Origin of the sequence: Streptomyces sp. NPDC088116 (genome assembly GCF_044741745.1) — a bacterium.
GTDB lineage: Bacteria > Actinomycetota > Actinomycetes > Streptomycetales > Streptomycetaceae > Streptomyces.
The window spans coordinates 1,434,547-1,459,520 of record NZ_JBIUTF010000001.1; the positions used below are offsets into that span (position 1 = coordinate 1,434,547).

Sequence of the window (24,974 nt, forward strand, 5' to 3'; positions counted from 1 at the left end):
GAGCAGCCACGGAGTGTACGGAGGGCGTCGGGCTGGAGAACGCGGGAGCGGACGAACGTGGACGCGGGCGCAGAAGGACGCAGGCGCGGACGGACGCGGACGCAGAGGGACGCGGACGCGGACGAATGCAGACACAGAGGGGCGCGGACGAACGCCGGTGCAGAGGGACGCGGACGAACGCAGGCGCGGAGGAACGCAGGCGCGGAGGAACGCAGGCGCGGAGGAACGCAGGCGCGGAGGAACGCAGGCGCGGAGGAACGCGGGCGCGCAAGGACCGGCTCAGCGCCAGGGAATGTTCCGCCACGGGCTGCCCTCGTTCTCCGTCAGGAGACGGTGGGCCACGAGGTTGTGCTCGTAGAAGTGGCCGTACTCCTCTTCGTCGAAGCGCAGCACCCGCCCCAGCGCGAACGCGGCGGAGAAGTCCTCCCACGAGTGGTACGCCGACTTGCTCAGCGCCCCCGCGTACACGATCGCCTGCTCGGCCTCGTGCGGGTCGCAGAACCGGGCGGACAGCCCCCAGCGCGCCAGGTTCACGGCCCGCCCGTAGTCGTAGGCGACCAGCGTGGTGATCCTGCCGTCCGGCGACAGCAGCCCGTCGGCGCGGAAGCGGGACTCGTACCGGATGATGCGCCGCACCAGCTCCTCGATCTCCCTGACCGCCGACGGCCTCGCCCCTATGTCCTGCGCGTGCCCGGCGGCGGTCTCCCGCCACAGCTCGGCCGACGGCGTCTCGCCGAGCCCGGACCGCAGCTGCTCACGGACCCGCAGGACGAAGTCGGGCTCCGCCGGGCTGTTGCGCGCGTCGAGCAGGGCGTTCAACTGCTTCTGCCAGCCCGCGCGTTCGGTGATGCCCCAGTGTTCGCGGAGCAGTTCGCGTTCCTTCGCGTACTCGTGGAAGACCGTGCCGACCTCGTTCCACGGCACCCCGTTCTGGACGGCCAGGTGCGCACCGCAGGCCAGACCGTAGGCGAGCGGCCCGTGCAGCGCGCCGTGCCGCAGCGCGAGCAGCCGGTCCCCGGTCGGCTGGTCGTTCTCCGCGTAGTACCGGAGCCACATCGCGCGGTGCTGGGGCGTGGCGGGCAGGAGAAGCCGGGCCGGAGTACCGGCGTTGACCGCCAGCAGTCGCCGGGGTTCGGACCAGTCGAAGTTGGCGATCCACTTGAGGGAGACGCAGTGGAACACCCACTCGGGATGCCACGGCGGCAGCATCCCGCGCGTGAGCACGGGCAGGCAGCTCTCGCCCGTCGGTTCCCGGTACGAACGCCAGACCACCATGCCGGGCTCCGCGTCGACCTCGGCCTTCGGCACACCGATGTAGAGCTCCGCGCCGGCCAGTACCCGTAGCTGCGCCTCCACGTCGCCGCGCGCCACCGCCTCGTACAGCAGTTGTTCCGTCTCGGACGGCGGCACCCAGGGGGCGGCGCCGTACGCGGGGCTGTTGGGGTACGAAGGGGCAGGTCCCCCATGCGTGTTCATGACCACGGGATGTTTCGGTAGGGGCCGGCGGGGTCCTGGGTGAGGATGCGGTGCTGGGCGAGCGACTCCTGGTAGGTGGTCTCGGCATCGTCGTCCTCGGCGCAGTGGATCACCCGGGTCAGCGCGTAACCGAGGGAGAACTCCGCCCACGATCCGTACGCCTGCCGGGCCAGTTCGCCGATCCTCAGCACGGCCTCTTCGGCCTCGTGCGGCTCGCAGTAGCGCGCGCCCAGCGCCAGCCGTACGACATTGACCGCGCGCCCGTGGTCGAAGGCGGCCAGGGTGTCGACGCACGCGTCGGCCGCGAGAATGCCGTCGGCGCGGAACCGTTCCTCGTACGTGACGATGCGCCGCAGCCAGTCGCCGGGCGCCTCCCCCGGCTCCTCCCCGGGCCCCTTCCCGGGCCCCTTCCCGCCGGAGCCGGGCGCACCGGGCGTGCGGCATTGCGCCGGTGGGGGGCTGACGCTGTCGGACCACTCCTGGTACGTGGGCGTCCGCTTCAGCCGCCTGGCGAGCGTGCGCCGGGCCTGGAGGACGTATTCAGGGCTACGGCCGACGAGCCGGGTGGCCAGCAGCAGGTCGAGCGTCCGCCGGAAACCGGCCCGGTGGACGACACCCCACGGATTGCGTAGCCGCGCGATGTCCGTCCCGTAGTCCTGGTAGACGGCGCCGAGTTGGTTCCAGACGAGGCCGTTGTGTACGGCGAGATGGGCGCCCAGGGCCAGGCCGTGGGCGACCGGCCCGTGCAGTGGCCCGCCGCTGTGCGTGAGCAGCCGTCCCCGCGGCGGGCCGCCGGACCGCGCGTGGGCCTTCAGCCACTCCTTGCGGTGCGCCGGCCGGGCCGCGACGGTGGTCACGTACGGCGTGCCCAGGTTGATCCCGAGCCACCACTTGTTGCCCGGCCAGGTCCGGGCGAGTTCGGCGAGCGTGGTCTCCCGGAACACCCACTCCGCGTGCCAGGGCGGCAGCATGCCGGGGGTCAGGACGGAGACGCAGTTCCGGCCCGTCGCGTCGTCGCGCCGCAGCGGGAGCGGGGCGGTGAAGCCGGGAGTGTCGGCGTCGAGCCGGGCGACGAGGACGTAGAGGCGGCTGCGGGAGAGGACGTCGAGCACGGCGGCCTGGTCGCCGTCGCCGCGTGTGCTCGCTTCGTACAGCAGCCGTTCGTCGGCCGTCGGCGCGGTCCAGGCGGTGCCTGTCGTACTCGTCGCGCCTGCCGCACCTGTCGCGCCCGTTGTGCCTGCCGCATCCGTCGAACTTGTCCCCGTTGCCACAGCCCGATCTTACGGAACGGGGCGGGGGCTGTTGCGAGACAGGTGGCGCGAGCGCGTGGAGGCTTCGGCGCATCGGGGCAGGTGGCCCTCGGAGTGGATGGCAGCGGCTCAATCGAGGGTGGCCAGATGATCGGCGTCGCCTCCCCGCCACTCGATGAGGAAGATGGTCGCGTCGTCGCTGGTGATGCCGCCTCGTTCGTGTTTCAGGGAGTAGGAGAGCGCGCGCACCACCGATCGCACGGCGGTGTGCTCGCGTACGGCGCGGTTCGTGTACTCGATGAGTTGCTCCTCGCCGAACTGTTCCCCGCCGTCCTGGTGCTCCTCGATCAGACCGTCCGTGAAACACAGCAACCGGTCCCCGCGTCGCAGCATCCGCTCGCTGACCACCGGCTCCTCACCGCCGAAGCCGACCGGCAACGTGGTCGGGCTCTCCAGCCGGTCCACCACGGTGCGGTCACGGATCAACAGCGGTGCCGGATGGCCGGCGTTGACCCATTGCAGCCGGCCCGTCGCGATGTCCAGACACATCATCTGCGCGGTGACGAAGTGGTCGTGGCCGAACTGCTCGTTGATGGCCCTGTCCATGAACGCGTACACCTGGGACAGACCGGTGTTGGCCCGTCGCGTGTGGCGGTAGGCGCCGATGGCCACCACCGCCATGGTCGCCGCGTCCAGGCCGTGGCCCATCGCGTCGATCATGGCCACATGAAGGATGTCGCCGTTGAGCGCGTAGTCGAAACTGTCGCCGGCCACCTGGTACGCGGGCTCCAGGATTCCCGCCACCTCAACCTGCGGAACGGTCATCGACAGCGGAGGCAGCAACGACCATTGGATCTCCGCGGCCACGCTCATCGGGGCGCTGCGCCGGGCCTGGAAGAACAGGTCGGTGTAGGCGTCCTTGGTGACGATCATGTCCGCGACCAGACCGGCGAGCCTGCGCAGCAACCGCCGGTCGTCGTCATCGACGCTGTCCAGAGTGACGGCCATCGCCCCGACCTGGTCACTGCCGTCCAGCAGTGGCAGATACATCCGTACGCTGCCGCCCTGCGGCACCTCTACCGTGCTGCGGGTCAGGAACGCCTCGCCGGCGGGTGAGTTCTCGACCGGCTCGGGGTTACCGACCGTAAGCCGCCGGCCCGGCAGCGGCACCAGCAGCATCTGTTCGTAGTCCTGCAAGAGGATCGAGAGATTCCGGCCACCGACCCTGGCCACCTCTTCCGCGACGAGCGGGGCGATCAGCTGCGGCGGCATCTCGTGAGCCCGGTCGAGCAGCACCCCCAGCAACCGCTCGCCGAACCCCTCCGACCGGTCGACCTCGGCCTTGCCCGGCTGCCGCCCGCCTTCGGTCATCCCTGCTCGCATCCTTCACCCGGCACGGAGTCCGGCACGGGAATTCGGTGGGTGTCGGTGGGTGGTCGTACGGAGCCGGTACGAGGTACGAGGTACGAGGCACGAGGCACGAGGCACGAGGCACGAGGCACGATCAACTCGCACAGCCTGCCACCGCCAACCCGCCTTACGAGCCGATTACGCCAGAGTCGGCATGTCCCACCGGGTCGGAACAGCCGGCATACGGTCTCCTGCGCAATCAGGAATCTCCTGCGCAATCAAGCGACAAGGCCCCCAGCCTCCCAGCTATCAGCCCTCAGGCCTCAGCCGTCAGCCGTCAAAGATCGCGGGCAGCGCTCGGCAAGCCGGCTTGGAGGGCATCCAGGAGCTGTTCCAGGTCCGCCAGTTGTTCGCGCCCCATCGCGCCGAAGACCTCCCGCAGTACCCGTTCCCCCGCTGCCGTCCCCGCCACGAGAGCGTCGGCGCCCTCCGAGGTGGTACGCACCAGCTTGGATCGCCCGTCATCAGGATCCGCCGCCCGCTCGACCAGCCCCTCACGCTCCATCGCCTCGACGGACTGGGTGACCGATCGGGGAGCCTGGCCAAGCTCCCGCGCCAGTACCGACTGCCGTACGGCGCCCCGACGCGGCATGCGGCACGCGGCACGCGGCACGCGGATCAAGCACGGGGGGGGCGGGCAGGCCCCCCCGTACCGCGCCTCAGCTGTTGCCCCCGCTGCCGCCGCCATTGTTGCCCCCGCCCGAGGCCGGGTCGCCGATACCTCCGACGTTGATGGTGTTGCCGCACACATTGATCCGCCCGGTGATCGGGTTTTGAACGATGTTGCCGGACGAGGGCCCCGGGGAGCCCAGCGTGGTAGCGGATGCCGAGGCTCCGCCTTCGTTGATGCATTCCTTGGTCTGGGCGTGCGACGGCTTCACGTGGAAGTTCCCCAGGGTGGAGTAGCCACCGGCGTAGTACCAGCGGCTGGGCTTGGGGTCGGTGTGGCTGGGCTTGAGGTCGGATTGGCCGGGCTTGAGACCCGAGTGACCCGGCTTGAGATCGGCGTGACCGGGCTTGGGGCCCGGCTTGGGATCGGTGTGACCGGGCGTGAGGTTCGGGCGGGGCTCGGGGCCCCCTGCCTGGGCGGGACCCACACACACGGCAGTCAGAAAGACGGCCAGGCCTGCGGCATGAGCGAACTTCTTCGTCGTGTTCATGGCGCCGATTGTCATGGCGACGACGATGAGCCCCGTCTCAACATGCCAAGCGTTAGCTCATACGGACTCCGCCTCTCACCCGAGGGCCCCTCACTCTGCGCCGGGTGACCCGGCCGACTTGCTGGAGGCGCCGAAAGCTGCGGGCCAGCCCGCGTTCGAGGAGTTCGAACGCACGCGTAATGACCTGCCCGGAATCGGCCAGGTCCGGCTGAAGGCACGAGCTTCGGGGCGCGAGTTTCGAGGGCGAACCGGGCGAGGGCCGCACAGGCCGAATCGCCCTCAGGGGCAGCCGACGTCCACGGCGATGGCATGGGCCAGGGCGGCCTGGACCGAGGGGGCGACTCGTACCCGACGGCACCACATGGTCGGTGACCGAGTCACCTCTCCAGGCGGCGAACCTGGAATGCCAGTCCCTCTGAGCTGCTCAACCTCACCACACGCCGACCAGTCTCCTCGGACCAGGTGACCGAGCCGTGGCCGTGGTCGTGCGCGCGGGCAACGACGCTGTCCAGATCATCGACGTCGACCGCGAGTTCCCAGTGCGGGGCGGAGGCACTGGGCCCAAGTGCGGCGATGAAATCAGCGCAGGTCAAAGGGGTGCTGGTCGTCTCCTCGTAGAAGCGCCGGGCTTTGTCGGGCTGTTCGCAGGCCAGGACCATACGGCGCGGGGCGCCCGCCGTGTGGGGCGGGAACTTCCATCCGGTGAAGTGGTGCGGCTGCCAAAGAGAGAAGGCGGCACCGACCGGATCGATCAATGTCGCCATGCGGCCTTGACCGCCCGCGTCGAAGGGAGGCACCAGAAGGCGAGCGCCGTTCACCGTCGCCGCTTCGGCACGGCGATCGACGTTGTCGACGGCCAAGTAGTAGGCGATGTGGGCGGGTGTCTCTGGCGGGTAGACCGGATCCGCCAAGTCACTCACGCCACCGATCAGATGGCCATCGACGGCTACCTTGGTGGCCTTGCGCCAGTCCTCCTCGTCCACCGCGAAGCGCCATCCCAGCGTCTTCGAGAAGAAGGTGGCGGTGCCGGCCAAGTCGCGGGTTTTGAGGTCCATCCAGCAGAACTCGTTCAATGAACCCAGACGGGTCGTCATCCGTGCTCCTTGTCGTCCCAAGGCTGGATATCGGTGCTTGGGCGACTCCGCAAGAGATTTTCAGCTGCGGTGCATGCAGGTGCATCGGCGGCGAACCGGCTCCTGCCGCGCCGATCCGAGCCTTCGCCGGCGTATCCAGTTGTCCATCGGTCACAGCGCTGGGCGGGCAGGGCGGGCCCGTTGCGTCTCAGGAAGCGGGAAATCCCGTACGGCTGACAGCCGCGGCGAACGTGGCCCAGCCACGGCACCCGATGACGGCCTGAGCGCGCGAGTGGCGGACCGGAACAAGCGAAGCAGCAGGGGCCAGCAGGGGCGGAGTATGAGGCCCGTACGAGGGTGGCTGCGGACTACGGGCCCCGTTTGCAGCCGAAGTTACGCGCCCCGCCGACTCGCTCACCTGCGCCTGCTCGTCGCCGCGCATCAGAATCGTGACGAGTTCCTGGCCGCGCTCCAACAGGCGGACGAGGCAGCCCTTTTCGAAAGGGTCTTTGGCTACCCGCCCCCACAAACCAACAGAGGACACTGACCGCGAACGGCCCGCGCACGCGGGGAGGAACGTGTACCGAAATTCCCGCCACACGGGAACTTCGGTACATCTCCGTGCGCGCGGGGAGCAGTCGTACGCGTTATCGGGCGTGCGGCGGTCCGTGGGTCCATCCCCGCGTGCGCGGGGAGCAGCACAGGCTGATGATGCCGGGGAGGTCTTCCCCGGGCCCATCCCCGCGTGCGCGGGGAGCAGGCGCCCCATGTCCCCGTGCCGGCCGCCGGGATGGGTCCATCCCCGCGTGCGCGGGGAGCAGCGGTCCTAAACCGCCAACCTTCCGAAAGGGAAGGGTCCATCCCCGCGTGCGCGGGGAGCAGGTCTCGTATCGCGTCTGTGCTCACCAGTTTCCCGGTCCATCCCCGCGTGCGCGGGGAGCAGCACCCGTAGCGGGCGGCCAGTTGCAGCCACCCGGGTCCATCCCCGCGTGCGCGGGGAGCAGAGTTCCCGACCTGCGGCTTTACCCTCGCCCCTTGCCGTTTTTCATTACTTCTACCGACTCCGATATTCCGTCAACAACCACCCAAGTCACCCCACCCCTCCACACTCATGCGACTCGTCTCGGTCCCGTTCCGCCGAGTACAAGTGGCTGTCGCGGAACTGCTCCGCGCCCAGTGTTCGGCCCACCATGATGACCGCCGTCCGGACCACGCCCGACGCCTTCACCTGTTCCGCGATGTCATCGAGTGTGCCGCGCAGGACCAGTTCGTCCGGGCGGCTGGCCATCGCCACCACTGCCGCCGGGCAGTCCGCACCGTAGTGCGGGAGGAGTTCGTCCACGACTCGGTCCACGTAACGGGCGGCCAGGTGCAGTACGAGCAGGGCACCGCTGCGTCCGAGGGTTGCCAGGTCCTCGCCTTCCGGCATCGGGGTGGCCCGCTGGGCGATGCGTGTGAGGATCACCGTCTGGCCCACCGTGGGGACGGTCAGTTCCCGCTTCAGCGCCGCTGCCGCCGCCGCGAACGCCGGCACCCCGGGCACCACTTCGTACGGCACACCCGCCGCGTCCAGCCGCCGCATCTGCTCGGCGACGGCGCTGAAGACCGACGGGTCGCCGGAGTGGAGGCGGGCTACGTCGTGGCCCTGTTCGTGCGCGTGGACCAGTTCTGCCGTGATGCCGTCCAGGTTCATCTGCGCGGTGTCGACCAGGCGCGCGTCCGCCGGGCATTCGGCGAGCAGTTCGCGCGGGACGAGGCTGCCCGCGTACAGACAAACGGCGCACTCGGCCAGCCTGCGCGCGCCCCGTACCGTGATCAGGTCGGCGGCGCCGGGGCCGGCGCCGATGAAGTACACCGTCATCGTTCTTCTCCTGAGGGAGCTGAGGGTTGCCCTGATTCCGCCGGGGGGACGGGCAGAGAGAGTTGCGTGGCCTGGGCGGTTTTCGTGACTGCCCACTGCGTGACCGGCATGGCCTGCCGCCAGCCGGTGAATCCGCCCACCGGGACGGCGTGGGCGACAGCCAGCCGTACCAAATCGCCACCGAAACGGCGGAAGCGGTCGGCCAGCAGCGCCTCGGACTCCAGCGTCACCGTGTTCGCCACCAGTCGGCCGCCCACCGGCAAGGCGTCCCAGCACGCGTCCAGCAGGCCCGGTGCGGTCAGGCCGCCGCCGATGAAGATCGCGTCCGGTACGGGCAAGCCCGCCAGCGCGTCGGGGGCGGCGCCGGTGACTACGCGCAGAGCGGGTACGCCGAGCGCACGCGCGTTACGGCCGATGCGCTCGGCGCGCGCCGGATCGCGTTCGACGGACAGGGCGCGGCAGGAACGGTGCGTACGCATCCACTCCACCGCGATCGAACCCGACCCGCCCCCGACGTCCCACAGCAACTCCCCCGGCGCCGGAGCGAGCGCGCCCAGCGTGGCGGCGCGGATGTGGCGCTTGGTGAGCTGGCCGTCGTGTTCGTACGCGGTGTCCGGCAGCCCGGGTACGGCACCGAGCCGCAACGCCTCCGGTGCGCGGCGGCATTCGACCGCCACGACGTTCAGCGGGTCGCCAGGCGGCTCGGCCCAGTCCTGGGCGAGGGCCTGGATGTGGCGTTCCCGGGGGACATCCGACGCGTCCGTGTCCGACTGCGCGCCGAGTTGTTCGAGTACGTGCATACGGCTCGGGCCGTAACCGTGCTGGCTGAGCAGCGCCGCGACCTCGGCGGGCGTCGCCGCGCCCGCGCTGAGCACCAGGATCCGGCGGCCGTCGTGCAGGACTGCGACGAGTTGTTCGGCGGGGCGGCCGACCAAGGTGACGATCTCGGTGTCCTCGACGGGCCAGCCGAGCCGGGCGCAGGCGTACGAGATGGACGAGGGATGTGGCAGCACGCGCAACGCTTCGGGGCCCACCTCCTCGGCGAGGGCGCGACCGATGCCGTAGAACATCGGGTCGCCGCTGGCCAGCACGGAGACCCGGCGCCCGGCACGGGTGGCGAGCAGCCCGGGAACGGCGGGCCGCAGCGGCGACGGCCACGCCACCCGCTCCGCCGTGCACTCGTCGGCAGGAAGGAGATCCAATTGCCGGGGCCCGCCGATCACGACATCCGCCGTGCGCAACGCCTCCCGGGCCTCACCGCCCAGCCCGGCCCAACCGTCGGCACCGATCCCGATGACGCTCGCTGGCGACGTGGAGGTCGCGGCGGACGCGGGTGACGCGGCGGACGCGGGTGACGCGCCGGGCGCGTGGGGCCCGGGGGGCGTTCGGGGCGGGAGGCTCACTGCCGTACACCTCTGAGCTGGGAGAAGACCGACCCTGAACTCTAGCCCCCACGGCTCCGGCGACTCGGGGGCGTATCGGATGCCGGTGGCTGGCGTATCCCCGCGTATGCGAAGAGCAAGTCGGGCTGTACGCCGGGTTCTGTCGCCCGGTGGATCCAACCCCGCACGCGCGGGGAGCAGTTGACCGCCGTGCGAGTCAGCGTGTCCGGGTAGGGTTCATCCCCGCACGCGCGCGCGGGGAGCAGAAGCTGCCGGTGTCCTCGAAGCACACGGTGCCGGGTTCATCCCCGCACGCGCGGGGAGCAGCCCTTGGGGCGCCTGGCCTCGATCAGGCCTTCGGGTTCATCCCCGCACGCGCGGGGAGCAGATGTCCGGCAACGCCTTCGCGGCGAACGGAGAGGGTTCATCCCCGCACGCGCGGGGAGCAGAGCGGGACCGAGACCTTCAGGATCAGGTCGTCGGGTTCATCCCCGCACGCGCGGGGAGCAGCGGGATGCCGCCCTCGCCGCTCATCGCGGACCTGGTTCATCCACGCACGCGCGGGGAGCAGAGTTCCCGACCTGCGGTTCTCTCTCGCCAGGACTCCATTTCTCATCACTTCCAAAGAGCGCGACAAAAGCCCCACACCACCCACCCCTCACCTCCCATCAGAACCGATTGACCAACCAGATCGCCCCCATCAGCGCCACCACCCCCGCCGCCACCAAGGCCCCCGCCCGCACCCCTCGCCGCGTCCATTCGCCCATCGTGTCCGCCCTTCTCCGCCCGCCGGCTCTCCCCCGTTCCTTCCCTGTTCCGGTGACGGCGAACGGGCGAAGGACGGAGAAGGCGGTACGCGGCGGGAGCCCGGCGTACACGCGCGTCTCCAAGCGGCGTCAGCCCTGCGCCTCACCGAAGAGCAACGCGAGCTGGGCGTCGAGCACCGTGACGGCGTCCTCCTTGGCGTACTGCTGCGACAGCACCTGTAGGCCCAGCCCGTCGACGAGTGCGAGCAGCCCGGCCGCGGCACGTTCGGGGTCCAGACCGTCCAAGCCGTCCAGGCGATCCAGACCGTCCGCGCCGTCCACCCGACCGGCGGCCCGGAGCTGGTCGGCGAGGAACGTCCGCGTCTCCGCCGCCGCCTCGCGCAGCCCGGACGCGATCGACGGCTTCACCGCGGCGTAGGCGTGGAACGCGAGCACAACGTGGTTCTCCAGCCGGCGCGTCTCGTCGAGCGGCAGCACCTGCAACAGCAGGCCGCGGACGAGTTCGCGCGGCGACGACGGTGCGAGCTCGTCCTGTGACCGTCCGCGGATCCGGTCCATGACCATGCCGAGGGCGAACGTCATCATCTCGTCCTTGGTGCCGAAGTAGTGCTGCACCATCCCGGTCGAGACCCCGGCCTCCGCGGCCACGTGCCGCAGGCTCACCCCCTCCAGGCCGCGCGCGGCCGCGAGCCGCATCAGTGCGTCGGCGAGCAGCTCCCGGCGCTCGCGGTGATCGATCTTGCGGGGCATGCGCCCACTTTACATTGCGCCTGTATTGCCTCCGGGATACATTGCGACTGTATTGAAAAGGAGATGCGCGATGGACGTGCTAGATCTTTCAGCGATCGACTCGGGGCAGCGGGAGCTGGTGGGCGGGAAGGCCGACGGCCTCGCCGCGCTGATTCGGCTGGGTGAACGTGTGCCGGACGGCTTCTGCGTCACGACCGAGGCGCACAGCCGCGGCGAGATGTCCCGGACCGAGGTCCTCGCCGCGTACCGGCGACTCGGCGGCGGACCGGTCGCGGTCCGTTCGAGCGCGACTGCCGAGGACCTGCCGGACGCGAGCTTCGCCGGGCAGCAGGACACCTTCCTCGCGGTGGAGGGAGACGACGAGCTGCTCACGGCGATCCGCGCCTGCTGGGACTCGCTGCACACCGAACGCGCGAGCACCTATCGCGAGGCCGCCGGCATCGCGCACGACACCGTACGGATGGCGGTCGTCGTCCAGCGCATGGTCGACGCCGAGGTCGCCGGCGTGCTGTTCACCGCCAACCCGCTCACCGGTTCGCGGAGCGAGTCCGTCGTGGACGCCGCTCAAGGACTGGGTACGGCCGTTGTCGACGGCGTGGCGGAGGCCGACCACTACGTGCTGGACGGTGCGGACCCCGAGGAACGGGGCTGCCTCACCCCCGCCCGGTTGAAGGAACTCCGCGAGGTCGGTGAGGGGATCCAGCGCCAACTCGGCGCACCGCAGGACATCGAGTGGGCGTACGGCCGCGACGGCACGTTGTGGCTGCTCCAGTCGCGGCCGATCACCACGCTGTTCCCGGCGCCTCCCGTGAGCGGGAAACCGGGGCCGCGGCTGTACGTCGAGTTCGGCCACGTCCAGGGCATGCTCCAGCCGGTGACACCGATGGGCATGTCGACGCTGAGGACACTGCTGGCCAGCATGCTCGCGTCGTTCGGCATGACGGTCGACATCGTCGACATCGGCGGACGGCTGTACGGCGACCTGACCGACGTGATGCGCGCCCCCTCGACGAGGCAGCGGCTGGTGAAGCTCATGGCGGTCGACTTCGGGCCGCGGGCGCAGGCCGTGGTGGAACATCTCCTGGACGACCCGCGGTTCGCCCCGGAGCACGGCGCCCGTCGGCGCAAGGCGGCCACGCTGGCAGCGGGACCGAAGGCCGTGGCCGGGATCCTCGGCGCACTGGCCCGGCCAGCGGCCGCGCGGGCACGCGTGTTCGGCACGATCGAACATCTCCGGCAACAGCCGGTCGTCGACCCGTCAACGGCCCCGGAGCTGCTGGCCCTGGTCGAGGACGCCGAGCAGCCGAACACCGGCCTCCAGGCCATCACGTGGCCGGTCGTCACCGGGCTCCTCATCGGCGCGGCGCTGCCGCCCCTCCTCAAAGGCATCGCGAGCGACGACGAGATCAGGACCGTGCTCGGCGGCATGCCGCACAACGTCACGATCGAGATGGACCTGGCGCTCTGGCAGGTGGCCCAGCACGCGGCGCCGCACCGAGAGCTGCTGCTGCGCGCCTCGCCGGACGAACTCGCCGCGGCCCACCTGGCCGGCGAGCTTCCCGACTTCGGCCTGGCCGCGTTCCTCGACGCCTACGGCCAGCGTTCCGCCGCCGAGATCGACATCGGCGTCCCGCGCTGGTCGGAGGACCCGGCCCCGGTCTTCGCGATACTCGCCAACTACCTGCGGGGCACCGACCCGGACCAGGCCCCGGACCGGCGCTTCGAACGCGCCGCGGCCAAAGCGGAGGCGATGCTCGCCGAGCTCGTGCGCCGCGCACGCCGCGCGTCGCCCGTCCGCGGACGGCTCGCCGGCTTCGCCCTGCGCCGTGCGCGCGAGCTGGCCGGGTTGCGCGAGGCGGGGAAGTTCGCCGGGCTGTACGCGTTGCGCGACCGCCGCCGACGCCTCCTTCTCATCGGCGCCGAGCTCCAGGCGAAGGGGCTGCTCGAACACGCCGACGACGTCAGGTTCCTCACGCTGCCCGAGCTGCGCACCGTCGTGGACCGCAGCCACGGCCCAAATGGGACCGGCCCGCATGGGCCCGACCCGCATGGGCCCGACCCGCATGGGCCCGACCCGCATGGGCCCGAGCTGCGCGAGACCATCGCCGGACGCCAGTCGCATTACGTGAGAGAGCTGCGGCGCCGTGCCGTTCCCGTCGCCCTGCTCTCCGACGGGACCGACGTGGAGACTCTGCTCCCGGCTCCGGCATCGGACGGCCGCACGCTCACCGGGACAGGCGCGTCCACCGGGCGGGTCAGCGGCCGTGCCCGCGTGGTCCGCGACCCTGCGAACGCGCACATCGAGCCGGGCGAGATCCTTGTCGCGCCGACGAGCGACCCGGGCTGGACACCGCTGTTCCTCACGGCGGGCGGGCTGATCACCGAGACCGGCGCGGTGATGGCGCACGGACCGACCGTGGCGCGGGAGTACGGCATCCCTGCCGTGATTTGCGTCCCCGGCGCCACCGAACGCATCCGGACCGGGCAGATGGTCACCGTCGACGGCACCACGGGAACGGTCACGGTCGACGAACTCGCCACGACCGACACGGCCATGACGTCCCCGCGCAGATCCTGACCGGCCGACACGGCGAAAGCACGAAAGGGCAAAAGGGCGAAAGGGCGAAAGGGCGAAAGACGGAGAGGCAGATGAGGCCGGGCGGAAAGGCCGGACGACGAGGCCGGTACGTGGTGGGGCCCGGCGTACACGTGCAGACGCACACGTACACCGGGCCCCAACCACATAGCGCAGGTATCGGCGGACCGGCGGACCGGCGGACCGGATCAGCGAGCCGCCCCGACCCCCGCCCCGGCCTCATCCGCATGCGCGTCCGCGTCCGCTGCCGCCCCGGAAGGCCTCCCGGACGACAGCGCCCGCTCGGCCAACTCCCCGAAGATCAGCCCGAAGGCCGTCCACAGCAGTGCCTGTACGCCGAGCGACGCCAGCCTGAACTCCCACAGCAGAGCCGCCGGGAAGGCCTGCGGAACAGCGTCTGTGTTGGCGGGCAGGACCAGACAGGCCAGTCCCACCGCGACGACGTAACCCGCCCCGGCGGCGACCGACGCGTTCCAGTTGCCCAGGCGCGGGGCCAGGCGTCTTCCCGCGATGACGGCGACGGCCGCCAGCAACACGCTGAGCACGATCATCAGGAAGAACAGCGTGGTGCGTTTGCCGATGGTGTCCGGGTTGCCGACCGCCGGCGGGGTCGCCGGATACTTCAGGAACGGCACCAGGTAGACCGTCGTGAAGGCGGCCCCCGCGATCAGGGCCGCTGTCGCTCTCGGGCCGAATCTGCCGAACCTGCCCAGGCCCACGGAGAAGACCAGCGAGGCGATTCCGCCCAGGGCCACCCCGTACACCAGAACACCGGTGGCCAGTCCGAACGTCGACTGGACCGGCCTGCTGACCAGTTCTTCCTCCTCTTCCTCACTCTGTCCCTCCCCCTGGGGAGCCGCGTGATCCGCGTGCTCCCCGTTGGCGGCGGGTGCCGAACCGGAACTTGTCTCCTCGAGCGCGATGGAGTCCCGTACCGAGGGCTCACCCACCACATAGGCCAGCGCGAACGCGAAGAGTCCGGCCAGTACGCCCGCGATCATGCCGCGAACAAGGAGACTTCTGACGGTGGAGGCATGCATGCGCGTGATCTCCGTCAGTGGTCAGTGGCAGGGGAAGCCGAGCAGGTGACGGCCGTCGTGCACCCATTCGTGCACACCCGCCCCCGAGAACACCGACGTCGCGCCCTGCTCGGCGCCGACGAAGTACAGCAGGACGAGCATCAGGGTGCCGACGAAGACCGCCCACGGCAGAACCGCGCGCAGAGGGATCGGGGCCACCGGGGTGGCGGTGGGCGAAACGGCCGGGGGCACAATGGACTGAGCCATGGCGGAACCTCCTTGGGGAACTCGCGTCCCGTTCAGTGGAGCTCGTACGACGACCATCGGGTCTGACTCACCGGATCCCCGCTGCGCTGTACGCAGCCGGCACCCGGAATACAGTGGCGCGACCGTGCCGGACTCTCACCGGGCTTCCGTCCTGCCGTCGTAAATATCGACGTGAACGTACCGCGAACCGGCAGACGGGCCAAGGGGCCCTCTCCTCCTTCCCTCCCCTTCCCTCTCCTCCTTCCCCCGCCGCCGGACCACGGCATACGGTGCGCGTCGAACGCCCCGCGCGGTACGGGAGTTGATCCCGCCTCCGCTCCGGCCCGGCCCGGAGCGGAACCGTCACGGGAAGCCGAGGAGCCGAGGAGCCGAGGAGAGCCGTATGACGACCCGGGTGATGTTCATCTCACCGGCCATGAGCACAGCCCTGCGCGAGGCCCGCTTCGAAGGTGGAGACGACGCGCTCGACCCCGTCGGGCTGCGTCAGGCCGAAGCCGCACGCGAGGCCGTACGGGACCTCATCCCGGACGTCGGACCGGGCGCCGTACGCGATGTCGTCCAGGGCATCGGACCGGACCCCCTACGGGAGACCCGCGCCACCACCCTCTACGTCTCCCCCTCCCCCCGCTGCCGCCGCACCGCCGAAGTGCTCGGTCTCGACGCCCGGCCGCTGGCCGCCCTGGCTCCGTGCGCGATGGGCCGCTGGCAGGGCCGGACCCTCGATGACGTGGCCGCCGCCGAACCGGAGTCGGTGGCCGCCTGGCTGTCGGACCCCGCCGCCTCCCCGCACGGCGGCGAGTCCCTGCTGGCGCTGCACACCCGCGTCGGCCACTGGCTCGACAACCTGAGCGCGGAGAAAGACCCTGTGGAGAAAGACCCTGTGGAGAAAGACGGTGCGGAGAAAGACGGTATGGACAAGGACTGTGCGGAGAAGAGCACATACCCCGCAGACCCCCCAGCCCGCCTCATCGCCGTCGCCGAACCCGACGTCATCCGCGCCGCCGCCGTCCATGCCCTCGGCGCGACACCGCGATCGTTCTGGCGGTTCGACGTACGTCCCCTGACCGTCACCGAACTCAGCGGGCGCGACGGCCGCTGGAACCTCCTCGGCGGTCGCCCCCTGCACGGCGCCGCCGGCTGAGGAGCGCCGCTCCGGCCCCGCCCGCAGCATTCGCCGTCGACAGGCAGGCAGTGTAGATGTAGGTACATGGCCCGAAATATGGGTCGATCCTGGGCTCGTACACTGACCGCCCGCTCCGGTCGGCGCCCACGGAGTCGGCGGCGTGAGCACTCGCGCACGACACGCGGGTGGCGAGGAAGGTTCCGGCGCGGTGGCCCGCGGACGTCGCCGGCACGGCGCCGTCCGTGGTGGCTCGACGTACGTACCGTCGCCGCGCAGGTGTTCATCCTGCAACTGGTGATCGTCCTGCTGCTCATCGGGGCCTCGCTGACCACGCTCCTCCTGGTCTCCCGGCACGACACCACCCAGGAGGCGCACAACCGTTCCGTCGCCGTCGCCACCGCCTTCGCGAACTCGCCGGGAATGGTGGCCGCCCTGCGCTCCCCCGACCCGACGGCGATCCTCCAGCCCAAGGCCGAGGCGGCCCGCAAAGCGTCCGGGCTCGACTTCGTCGTCGTCATCAACACGAAGGGGATCCGCCTCACCCACCCCAACCCCGACCGCATCGGGATGCACTACATCGGCACCATCGGGCCCTCGCTCCACGGCCACACCCTCACCGAGACCATCCAGGGCAGCCTCGGCCCCGCGATGCGGACCATCACCCCGGTCACCGACTCCCGGGGGCAGGTGGTCGGCCTGGTGGCCGCCGGGATCACGATCAAGAAGGTGAGCAGCCTCACCAACCGGGAGATCCCGATCCTCCTCGGCGCCGCCGCCGCCTCGCTGGCCCTGGCCACAGGGGGAACCGCGCTGGTGAGCCGTCGGCTGCGCCGTCAGACCCATGGGCTGGACCCCGTCGAGATGACGCGGATGTACGAGCACCACGACGCGGTTCTGCACGTCGTACGGGAGGGTGTCCTGATCGTCGACGGCGACGGGCGGCTCATGCTCGCCAACGACGAGGCGATCCGCCTCCTCGGCCTGCCTCCGCGTCCGGAGGGCCGGCCCGTCACCGGTCTCGGCCTGGACCCGCACATCGCCGACCTGCTGTCCTCGGCACGCGCCGTCACCGACGAGGTGGTGACGACCGGGGACCGGATGCTGGCGGTGAACAACCGCTCCACCGACCGTGACGGAGGGCCGCCCGGCAGCGTCGCGACACTCCGCGACTCCACCGAGCTGCGCGCGCTCACCGGCCGCGCGGAGGTGGCGCAGCGGCGCCTCAAGCTGCTGTACGACGCCGGGGTGGAGATCGGCACCACCCTCGATGTGACCCGGACCGCCGAGGAGCTGACACGGGTGGCGGTCCCCCGGTTCGCCGACTTCGCGACCGTGGACCTCGCGGAGCCCGTCCTGCGCGGCGAGGAACCGTTCGAGGTGACCGTGGCCGACATGCGCCGTACGGCGATTCGCGGCATCCGGGACGACCATCCGTTCTACCGCGTGGGCAAGGTCTTCTCGTTCCGCTCGTCCACCCCGCAGGCGTGGAGCCTGGAAAGCGGGCACGGGGCCGTCGAACCCGATCTCCGCCGGGCCACCGGCTGGCAGGCCCAGGACCCCGAGACGACCGCCCGGGTCATCGACTACGGCGTCCACTCACTCGTCACCGCGCCGCTGCGGGCGCGCGGAGTCCTTCTGGGGGTCGTCAATTTCTGGCGTTCGGAACGGCCCGAGTCCTTCGAGGAGGAGGACGTCTCCCTCGCCGAGGAACTGGCCGGCCACGCGGCGGTCTGCATCGACAACGCGCGCCGCTACACCCGCGAGCACGCCATGGCCGAGACGCTCCAACGCAGCCTGCTGCCCCGCGTACTGCCCGAGCAGAACGCCCTCGACGTCGCCTACCGCTACCTGCCGGCCGAGTCGGGAGTGGGCGGCGACTGGTTCGACGTCATCCCGCTGCCCGGCGCCCGGGTGGCGCTGGTCGTGGGAGACGTCGTCGGGCACGGTCTGCACGCGGCGGCCACCATGGGACGGCTGCGTACGGCGGTCGCCAACTTCTCCACGCTGGACGTGCCGCCCGACGAGATCCTGTCCCATCTGGACGAACTGATCGCCCGTATCGACCAGGACGAGGGCATCGCGGGCGGCGGCGGGCTGGTCACGGGAGCGACCTGCCTGTACGCGATCTACGATCCGGTGACCCGGCACTGCACGATGGCCCGCGCCGGACACCCGCCGCCCGCGCTGGTCCGGCCCGACGGGAGCGTGGAGTTCCTCGACATGCCGGCCGGGACGCCGCTGGGGCTGGGCGGGCTGCCGTTCGAGACGGTGGAACTGGTGCTCCCCGAGGCCAGCCATCTCGTCCTGTACACGGACGGTCTCATCGAGGACCGCAGCCGCGAGATCGACGCCGGGCTGGAGCTGCTGCGCGAGGCGCTGTCACGCGGCGACCGGGGCCCGGAGGAGACCTGCGCGGCGGTGCTGGACGCGCTGCTGCCGACCCGCCCCAGCGACGACATCGCGCTCATCGTCGCCCGTACCCGCGTGCTCCCGGCCGACAGCATCGCCGAGTGGGACGTGCCCGCCCACCCCTCGGAGGTCGCCGTCGTACGCGCGGCCGTGATCGAGCGGCTGGAGGAGTGGGGGCTGGGCGAGGTCGCGTTCACCACGGAGCTGATCCTCAGCGAGCTGATCACCAACGCCATGCGCTACGCGAGCGGCCCGATCCGGGTACGGCTGCTGCGCGTACGCAACCTGATCTGCGAGGTCTCGGACTCCAGCAGTACGTCGCCCCACCTCCGCTACGCGGCGGCCACGGACGAGGGCGGTCGCGGGCTGTTCCTGGTCGCGCAGTTCGCCGAGCGCTGGGGCACCCGGTACACGCCGGGGGGCAAGGTGATCTGGGCGGAGCAGGCGCTGCCGTGAACAGCGAGGTTCCCGCCGGACAGGGCCTACGGGCGGGCCCAGCCCGGGTCGCGGCCCGTCAGCGCCAGCAGCGTCTCGAACGGACCGGCGTCCGCCCCCACCGGCACCGGCTCCCCGAACACGCCCATCTCGCGCGCCTTCGGCGCCAGCGCCCCGAAGTCCACCCGGAGCATGTCGACGACCGCCGGATCCGGCTCGTACGGCTGCCCTGTCGCCCGCGCCAGGTCCCATCCGTGCACGGTCAGGTCACCGAGCGCCATCGCGCCCACGGTCCTGGCCGGCATCCCCATCGCTCCCGTGGTGCCCTCCTCGGCGCCCGGCGCGTCCCAGGCCGCGACGAGCCGTACGGTCTCGTCGGCGAACCGGTCGCGCCACTCCCCCTCCAGATGCTCGGGGGCGGCCCCGAAATCGGTCTCGCCCCTGGCGGCCAGCACCTGGAAGTTCACCAGGACCTGGAAGAGATGGTCGGCCAGGGCGTGTACGTCGTAGGCGCTGCACGGGGTCGGCGCGGTGAGTTGGGCGTCGGTGATGCCACGGACGACGGGGACGGTGCGGTCGGCCGCCATCTCCAGCAGCCTGCTGATCTTTTCGCTCATGCATTCGACCGTAGGGGCGGCCGACCCCTCCGTATTGAACAAACGCGACATAGGATTCTCGACATGGCTGGCAGGGCTGGTCCACGGCGTGACACCCGGGGCATCGTCGACGCCCCCGAGCTGTTCGCGCGCGTACGTTTCCGCCGCCGCGAGCCGGACCCGGCCCTGCGGCCGTATCTGGAGCACTACTGGCTGATCGACTGGGACCTGGAGCGGCCGTACGCCTCGCATGTCGTGCCGCATCCGTCGGTGAATGTCGTGTTCCAGCGATACGGCAACGGGCCTGACGGCACCGACTCCGCGGAGGTCGCCGGCATCGGCCTGGAACTGTTCACCCAGAAGCTGGAGGGGCGGGGCCGGGTGTGCGGGGTGCAGTTCCGGCCCGGCGGCTTCCGGCCGTTCGCGCCGGGGTGGCCGGTGTCGGAGTGGACGGGGCGGCGGGTGCCGATCGGCGAGGTCATGCCGACGACGGACGCGGACATCGCGACGGTACTGGGCCCGCCCGAGGTGCCCGCCGAGGTCCGGTCCGAGGTGCCCGCCGAGGTCCGGTCCGAGGTCCGGTCCGAACGCCTTGAGGAAATCGGCACCGCCGCAGAGGACGCCCGCGTGGCCGCCCTCGACGCGTACCTCCTGAGCATCGGCCCACGGCCCGACCCGAGGGCCACCCTCGCGATGGACCTGGTCGAACGGATCCGGACGGACCGTACGACCCGGCGCGTGGCCCGGCTCGCCGAGGCGGAAGGGCTCTCGGTGCGCTCGCTGCAACGGCTGTTCGCCGCATACGTGGGAGTGGGACCGAAGTGGGTGATCCTGCGCTACCGCATTCACGAGGCGCTGGAACGCGCGGAGTCCGCCCCCGGCGGCGAGGCCGACTGGGCGCGGCTGGCCGCCGAACTGGGCTACAGCGACCAGGCGCATTTCGTACGGGACTTCACGGCGACGGTCGGCGTGCCCCCGACGGCGTACGGCCGGACGGGCGCCTAGGTGTATTGCCCTGTCCGGCCGGTCTTCGCCGGGCTCGGAACGCCCCAGCGACATCAGCCGCTACCGCGTCCGGCGCCACCTCGCCGCGATGCCGAAACGCCCACAGGAAACCACCCCGCGGGCGCACCGGCGCCTTGCGATCCACGGCGCCGGACACCCCGGGCGCCCCGGACGCCCCGGACCGATCCGACAAGACCGACCGGACAGGACGCAGGCCCTGTCGTCGACCTGCCGTACGCCGTACGCCGTCGCAGGGGGCGGCCCGGAAGGGCCTGGCCCGTTCCCGTGCCCGATGGCATCCTGACCACGTGAACGGACCCGAGATCCAGATCGACTTCGCCCCCGAGCTGCGCCTCTTCGTCGCGGCCGAGCGACGCCAGGGGCGTACGGCCCTGCTCACCGACGGCTCGTCCACCCTCGGTCACGCCGTCGAATCGCTCGGCGTCCCGCTCACCGAAGCCGGTCACCTCCTGGTCGACGGCCGTGAAGTGCCCGTCTCGCACATCCCCGGCGCGGGCGAATCGGTGGAGGTACGCGCCGTGAACCGGCCGCAGCGGGTGCCCGGCGCGCCGCTGCGCTTCCTGCTCGACGTCCATCTCGGCACGCTGGCACGGCGGTTGCGGCTGCTGGGCGTCGACGCGGCGTACGAGAGCGAGGACATCGGGGACCCCGCACTGGCCACCCGCTCCGCCGCCGAACGCCGGGTGATGCTGTCCCGCGACCGCGGCCTCCTGCGGCGGCGCGAGATCTGGGCCGGTGCGTACATCTACAGCGACCGCCCCGACGACCAGCTCCGCGACGTACTGGAACGCTTCGCGCCGGTCCTCGCCCCATGGACCCGCTGCACCGCGTGCAACGGCGAGTTGGGCGCGGCGGACAAGGACTCGGTCGCGGAAAAGCTGGAGCACGGCACGCAGCGTTCGTACGACGTCTTCGCGCAGTGCACGGCCTGCGGACGGGTGTACTGGCGCGGCGCGCACCACGCCCGGCTGGCGGCGATCGTGGAGGAAGCGGTACGCGAATTCGGTGACGCGGCGGCGTAGCCACGAGAGCAGGGCCCGGCCGGCGCGACGGACACCGCCACCACACCGATCACACCGACCACGAGAATCGCGAGAATCACGACCAGGGCGAGCACGGTCGGTCGGGACCGCCCCGGCCGCCGTCACCGTCCCACCCGCCCCGGTCCCATCCGCCCCGGCCCACCGGCTCGCCCGCTCACCCCTCATGGCAGGCTGTCGGGCATGCTCGTGCTCCGCTCCGTCGCCCTCTTCCTCGTCGCCGCCCTCTTCGAGATCGGTGGCGCCTGGCTCGTCTGGCAGGGAGTACGCGGCGACGGCAACGGCGGAGCCGGGCGCGGCTGGATCTGGATCGGTGCCGGAGTCATCGCGCTGGGCCTGTACGGCTTTGTCGCCACGCTCCAGCCGGACGGCGAGTTCGGCCGCATCCTCGCCGCGTACGGCGGGGTGTTCGTCGCGGGCTCGATCGCCTGGGGCATGGTCGCCGACGGCTACCGCCCGGACCGCTGGGACGTCACCGGGGCACTGATCTGCCTGGCCGGTATGGCCGTGATCATGTACGCGCCACGCGGCCACTGATCCCACTGGCCGCTCCGACCCCACTGGCCGCACCGACCCCACTGACCTGCGGCCACCGCCGTGCCCCGGACCGAACCGCCGGACCGCACCACCGCCCAGGTCCGCGCTGTGGACGGGCCGGGCCGCGTCCGGCGGGCCCTGCCTATCCTGGTCTGACATCGATCACACGCGCGAGGAGTTACGTCATGACCGCCGCCGGAACCCCCATCGCCGTCATCACCGGAGCGAGCAGCGGCATCGGGGCGGCAAGCGCCCGGCAGCTCGCCGAGGCCGGCTACCACGTTGTCGTCACCGCCCGCCGCAAGGACCGTATCGAGGCGCTCGCCGCGGAGATCACCGCCGCCGGCGGACAGGCCACCGCGTACGCCCTCGATGTCACCGACCGCACGGCCGTCGACGCCTTCGCCGCCGAACTCGGCCGCTTCCCGTCCGTGAAGGTGCTGCTCAACAACGCCGGCGGCGCCCTCGGCGCCGACCCGGTGGCCACCGGTGATCCCGCCGAGTGGCGTCAGATGTACGAGACGAACGTCATCGGCACCCTCCACGTCACCCAGGCCCTGCTCCCCGCCCTCACCGCGAGCGGCGACGGCACGGTCGTCGTCCTCTCCTCCACGGCGGGCCACGCCACGTACGAGGGCGGCGCGGGCTATGTCGCCGCCAAGCACGGCGCCCATGTCCTCGCCGAGACCCTCCGCCTGGAGATCGTCGGCACCCCGGTCCGGGTGATCGAGATAGCGCCCGGCATGGTCAAGACGGAGGAATTCGCCACCACCCGCTTCCACGGCGACACGGAGAAGGCGGCGAAGGTCTACGCGGGCGTCGCCGAGCCCCTCACCGCCGACGATGTCGCCGACACGATCACCTGGGCGGTCACCCGCCCGAGCCACGTCAACGTCGACCTCATGGTGATCCGCCCCCGCGCCCAGGCCTCCAACAGCAAGGTGCACCGGGAGCTGTGACCGACCCGGGGCCGGGACACATCGCTCCCGGCCCCAACTCCCTTTCCCCAGGCGGAAATTACCCGCTCGCGCGTCCCAGCCCCTACATTGACCCGATGATCGAGGGGGCGAACAGCGCGGCACCCGGCCACCACCGGCCGCCGCCCGCGGAGAAAGCAGAGACGGCGCGACCGGCGAGCGGCGGCGGGCTCGCCCGCTCCTCCATACTCATGGCGCTGGGCACGATCGTGTCCCGCGCCACCGGTCTCATCCGGAACGTGCTCCAGGCCGGCGCCCTCGGCACGGGCCTGCTGGCCAGTACGTACAACACCGCCAACACCGTGCCCACGAGCCTCTACACCCTGCTGATCGGCGGGGCGCTCAACTCCGTACTCGTACCTCAGCTGGTACGGGCGCGGCTGGAACAGCCCGACGGCGGGCGGGCGTACGAGCAGCGCCTGCTCACCCTCGTCATGTGCGTGCTCGGGGCCGGCACGGCGCTGGCCGTGTGGGCGGCCCCCGCGATCGTGGGGCTGTACATGCGGGACACCCCCGAGAGCCACGACGCGTTCCAACTGACAGTGGTCTTCGCACGGTTCCTGCTGCCGCAGATCCTCTTCTACGGCCTGTTCGCCATCCTGGGCCAAGTCCTCAACGCGCGCGGCAAGTTCGGCGCGATGATGTGGACGCCGGTGCTGAACAACGTCGTGCTCATCACCATGTTCGGCCTCTACCTGGGCCTGATGACCGTCCCGGACCGGGTCGAGGACATCACCCCGGAGCAGGTACGGCTGCTGGGCATCGGTACGACCTGCGGGATCGCGCTCCAGGCCCTGGCGCTGATCCCGTTCGTACGGGCGGCGGGCGTACGGCTTCGCCCCAGGTTCGACTGGCGCGGCACCGGCCTCGGCGGATCCGTCCGGGCCGCCCGCTGGACCCTGCTCTTCGTGCTGGTCAACCAGGTCGCCCTGGCCGTGGTCACCAACTACGCCAACGCCGCCGACCAGGAACTGCCCCAGGCCGGGGCCGGATACTCCGCGTACTCGTACGCGCAGACGATCTGGCTGCTGCCCCAGTCCATCGTCACCGTCTCGCTGGTCACCGCGCTGCTGCCGAGGATGAGCCGGGCCGCCGCCGAGGGCCGTGTGTCCGACCTGCGCGCGGACCTGTCCCGGGCGCTGCGGGTCTCCGGGGTCGTCATCGTGCCGTCGGCGTTCTTCTTCCTCGCGTTCGGCCCGCGGATCTCGACGCTGCTGTTCGCCCACGGCGCGGCCGACGCCGCCTCCGCCCGGCCACTGGGCCAGATGCTCCAGGCCTTCGCACTCGGCCTGATCCCCTTCGCCGCGCAGTACCTGCTGCTGCGCGGCTTCTACGCCTTCGAGGACACCCGTACGCCGTTCTGGATGGCGACCTGGACCGCCGCCGTCAATATCGCGCTGGCCACCGCGTGCCATGTGCTGCTGCCCGCGCGCTGGTCCGTGACCGGCATGGCCGCCGCGTACACGGTCTCGTACGCGGTGGGCCTGCTGCTCACGGCGAACGTCCTGCGCCGCCGCCTCGCGGGCCGCATCGACGGCCGCCGTCTGACCCGCACGTACACCGGACTGACCCTGGCGTCCGCCTGCGCGGCGGCCCTCGGGTGGCTCACGGCCCGCGCCACCTCCGGCGCGCTGCCCGCCACGCTGCCCAGCACCGGAACGTGGCACACGGCGCTGACTCTGGCGTCCGGCGCGCTGGTGATGGCGCCGGCGTATCTCGTACTGACGCGCCTGCTGAGAATCACCGAACTCGGCAGCCTGAAGCTGCCGAGCCGGAAGCCGCCCGGCCGGAAGTGACCGCGGGTCGGACGGACCGCGCCG

At 71.3% G+C, this 24,974-nt stretch carries 20 protein-coding genes, 2 CRISPR repeat arrays and 1 riboswitch; of the genes, 8 read left to right on the plus strand and 12 right to left on the minus strand.

The features are described from left to right. Positions 1-279: 279 nt before the first annotated feature. The 9 genes from ACIOJD_RS06395 to ACIOJD_RS06435 all read right to left on the minus strand — a co-directional run bounded on the left by ACIOJD_RS06395 (position 280) and on the right by ACIOJD_RS06435 (position 11,129). Positions 280-1,476 carry a DUF1266 domain-containing protein gene (locus ACIOJD_RS06395; protein ID WP_401908691.1) on the minus strand — a complete coding sequence of 399 codons (1,197 nt, stop codon included), beginning with the start codon at positions 1,474-1,476 and terminating at the stop codon, positions 280-282. After that, positions 1,473-2,747, minus strand: coding sequence for a DUF1266 domain-containing protein (locus ACIOJD_RS06400; protein ID WP_401908692.1), 1,275 nt, complete (start codon positions 2,745-2,747; stop codon positions 1,473-1,475). The genes ACIOJD_RS06395 and ACIOJD_RS06400 overlap by 4 nt, the downstream gene beginning before the upstream one ends. A 108-nt stretch (positions 2,748-2,855) precedes the next feature. Further along, positions 2,856-4,097: a PP2C family protein-serine/threonine phosphatase gene (locus ACIOJD_RS06405; protein ID WP_401908694.1), complete on the minus strand. Its 1,242-nt coding sequence runs from the start codon at positions 4,095-4,097 to the stop codon at positions 2,856-2,858. 316 nt (positions 4,098-4,413) lie between these two features. Further along, positions 4,414-4,728, minus strand: a complete 315-nt coding sequence (locus ACIOJD_RS06410; protein ID WP_401908696.1) for a MarR family winged helix-turn-helix transcriptional regulator — start codon at positions 4,726-4,728, stop codon at positions 4,414-4,416. Positions 4,729-4,795: 67 nt separating this feature from the next. Then, the gene (locus ACIOJD_RS06415; protein WP_401908697.1) at positions 4,796-5,296 is read right to left on the minus strand and encodes a chaplin; all 501 of its coding nucleotides are present in this window, start codon (positions 5,294-5,296) and stop codon (positions 4,796-4,798) included. A 377-nt stretch (positions 5,297-5,673) separates the two neighbouring features. Continuing rightward, positions 5,674-6,390 carry a VOC family protein gene (locus tag ACIOJD_RS06420; RefSeq protein WP_401908699.1) on the minus strand — a complete coding sequence of 239 codons (717 nt, stop codon included), beginning with the start codon at positions 6,388-6,390 and terminating at the stop codon, positions 5,674-5,676. Positions 6,391-6,980: 590 nt separating this feature from the next. Then, a CRISPR array of direct repeats spans positions 6,981-7,373; the repeat unit is 25 nt; unit sequence CCATCCCCGCGTGCGCGGGGAGCAG. A gap of 86 nt (positions 7,374-7,459) precedes the next feature. Next, positions 7,460-8,230 carry a precorrin-4 C(11)-methyltransferase gene (gene cobM, locus ACIOJD_RS06425; RefSeq protein WP_401908700.1) on the minus strand — a complete coding sequence of 257 codons (771 nt, stop codon included), beginning with the start codon at positions 8,228-8,230 and terminating at the stop codon, positions 7,460-7,462. Next, entirely contained in the window at positions 8,227-9,525 is a 1,299-nt protein-coding gene (cbiE, locus tag ACIOJD_RS06430; RefSeq protein ID WP_401909071.1) for a precorrin-6y C5,15-methyltransferase (decarboxylating) subunit CbiE, read from the minus strand. The genes cobM and cbiE overlap by 4 nt, the downstream gene beginning before the upstream one ends. Positions 9,526-9,784: 259 nt before the next feature. After that, positions 9,785-10,183: a CRISPR direct-repeat array (repeat unit 29 nt; unit sequence GGGTTCATCCCCGCACGCGCGGGGAGCAG). A gap of 325 nt (positions 10,184-10,508) precedes the next feature. Continuing rightward, positions 10,509-11,129, minus strand: a complete 621-nt coding sequence (locus ACIOJD_RS06435) for a TetR/AcrR family transcriptional regulator (protein WP_401908702.1) — start codon at positions 11,127-11,129, stop codon at positions 10,509-10,511. Positions 11,130-11,199: 70 nt separating this feature from the next. On the opposite strand from ACIOJD_RS06435, the gene ACIOJD_RS06440 reads away from it, so the two are divergent. Beyond that, positions 11,200-13,707: a PEP/pyruvate-binding domain-containing protein gene (locus ACIOJD_RS06440; protein WP_401908704.1), complete on the plus strand. Its 2,508-nt coding sequence runs from the start codon at positions 11,200-11,202 to the stop codon at positions 13,705-13,707. 206 nt (positions 13,708-13,913) lie between these two features. Here the strand turns inward: ACIOJD_RS06440 and ACIOJD_RS06445 are convergent, their stop codons facing one another. Then, positions 13,914-14,765, minus strand: coding sequence for a CbtA family protein (locus tag ACIOJD_RS06445; RefSeq protein ID WP_401908706.1), 852 nt, complete (start codon positions 14,763-14,765; stop codon positions 13,914-13,916). 21 nt (positions 14,766-14,786) lie between these two features. Next, positions 14,787-15,011, minus strand: a complete 225-nt coding sequence (locus ACIOJD_RS06450; protein ID WP_401908707.1) for a CbtB-domain containing protein — start codon at positions 15,009-15,011, stop codon at positions 14,787-14,789. Between the two features lie 60 nt (positions 15,012-15,071). Beyond that, positions 15,072-15,159: riboswitch (cobalamin riboswitch) on the minus strand. A 234-nt stretch (positions 15,160-15,393) separates the two neighbouring features. Between ACIOJD_RS06450 and ACIOJD_RS06455 the strand changes: the two genes are divergently transcribed. Continuing rightward, positions 15,394-16,152, plus strand: a complete 759-nt coding sequence (locus ACIOJD_RS06455; RefSeq protein WP_401908709.1) for a histidine phosphatase family protein — start codon at positions 15,394-15,396, stop codon at positions 16,150-16,152. A gap of 66 nt (positions 16,153-16,218) precedes the next feature. Then, positions 16,219-18,999, plus strand: a complete 2,781-nt coding sequence (locus ACIOJD_RS06460) for a SpoIIE family protein phosphatase (protein WP_401908711.1) — start codon at positions 16,219-16,221, stop codon at positions 18,997-18,999. A 26-nt stretch (positions 19,000-19,025) separates the two neighbouring features. Here ACIOJD_RS06460 and ACIOJD_RS06465 read toward each other — a convergent pair whose 3' ends face one another. After that, positions 19,026-19,595 (minus strand): TIGR03086 family metal-binding protein, encoded by a 570-nt coding sequence (locus ACIOJD_RS06465; protein WP_401908712.1) that lies wholly within the window; start codon positions 19,593-19,595, stop codon positions 19,026-19,028. A 63-nt stretch (positions 19,596-19,658) separates the two neighbouring features. On the opposite strand from ACIOJD_RS06465, the gene ACIOJD_RS06470 reads away from it, so the two are divergent. The 5 genes from ACIOJD_RS06470 (at position 19,659) to murJ (ending at position 24,950) form a co-directional block, all read left to right on the plus strand. Next, positions 19,659-20,579 (plus strand): DUF6597 domain-containing transcriptional factor, encoded by a 921-nt coding sequence (locus ACIOJD_RS06470; RefSeq protein WP_401908714.1) that lies wholly within the window; start codon positions 19,659-19,661, stop codon positions 20,577-20,579. 308 nt (positions 20,580-20,887) lie between these two features. Then, positions 20,888-21,622 (plus strand): Mut7-C RNAse domain-containing protein, encoded by a 735-nt coding sequence (locus ACIOJD_RS06475; RefSeq protein WP_401908716.1) that lies wholly within the window; start codon positions 20,888-20,890, stop codon positions 21,620-21,622. Between the two features lie 201 nt (positions 21,623-21,823). Further along, positions 21,824-22,177 carry a YnfA family protein gene (locus ACIOJD_RS06480; protein WP_401908717.1) on the plus strand — a complete coding sequence of 118 codons (354 nt, stop codon included), beginning with the start codon at positions 21,824-21,826 and terminating at the stop codon, positions 22,175-22,177. Positions 22,178-22,362: 185 nt separating this feature from the next. Further along, a complete protein-coding gene (locus ACIOJD_RS06485) occupies positions 22,363-23,136 on the plus strand; it encodes an SDR family NAD(P)-dependent oxidoreductase (RefSeq protein WP_401908719.1) in 774 nt (257 codons plus the stop codon). A gap of 95 nt (positions 23,137-23,231) precedes the next feature. Beyond that, positions 23,232-24,950: a murein biosynthesis integral membrane protein MurJ gene (gene murJ, locus ACIOJD_RS06490; protein ID WP_401908721.1), complete on the plus strand. Its 1,719-nt coding sequence runs from the start codon at positions 23,232-23,234 to the stop codon at positions 24,948-24,950. The last annotated feature ends 24 nt before the right edge of the window (positions 24,951-24,974 follow it).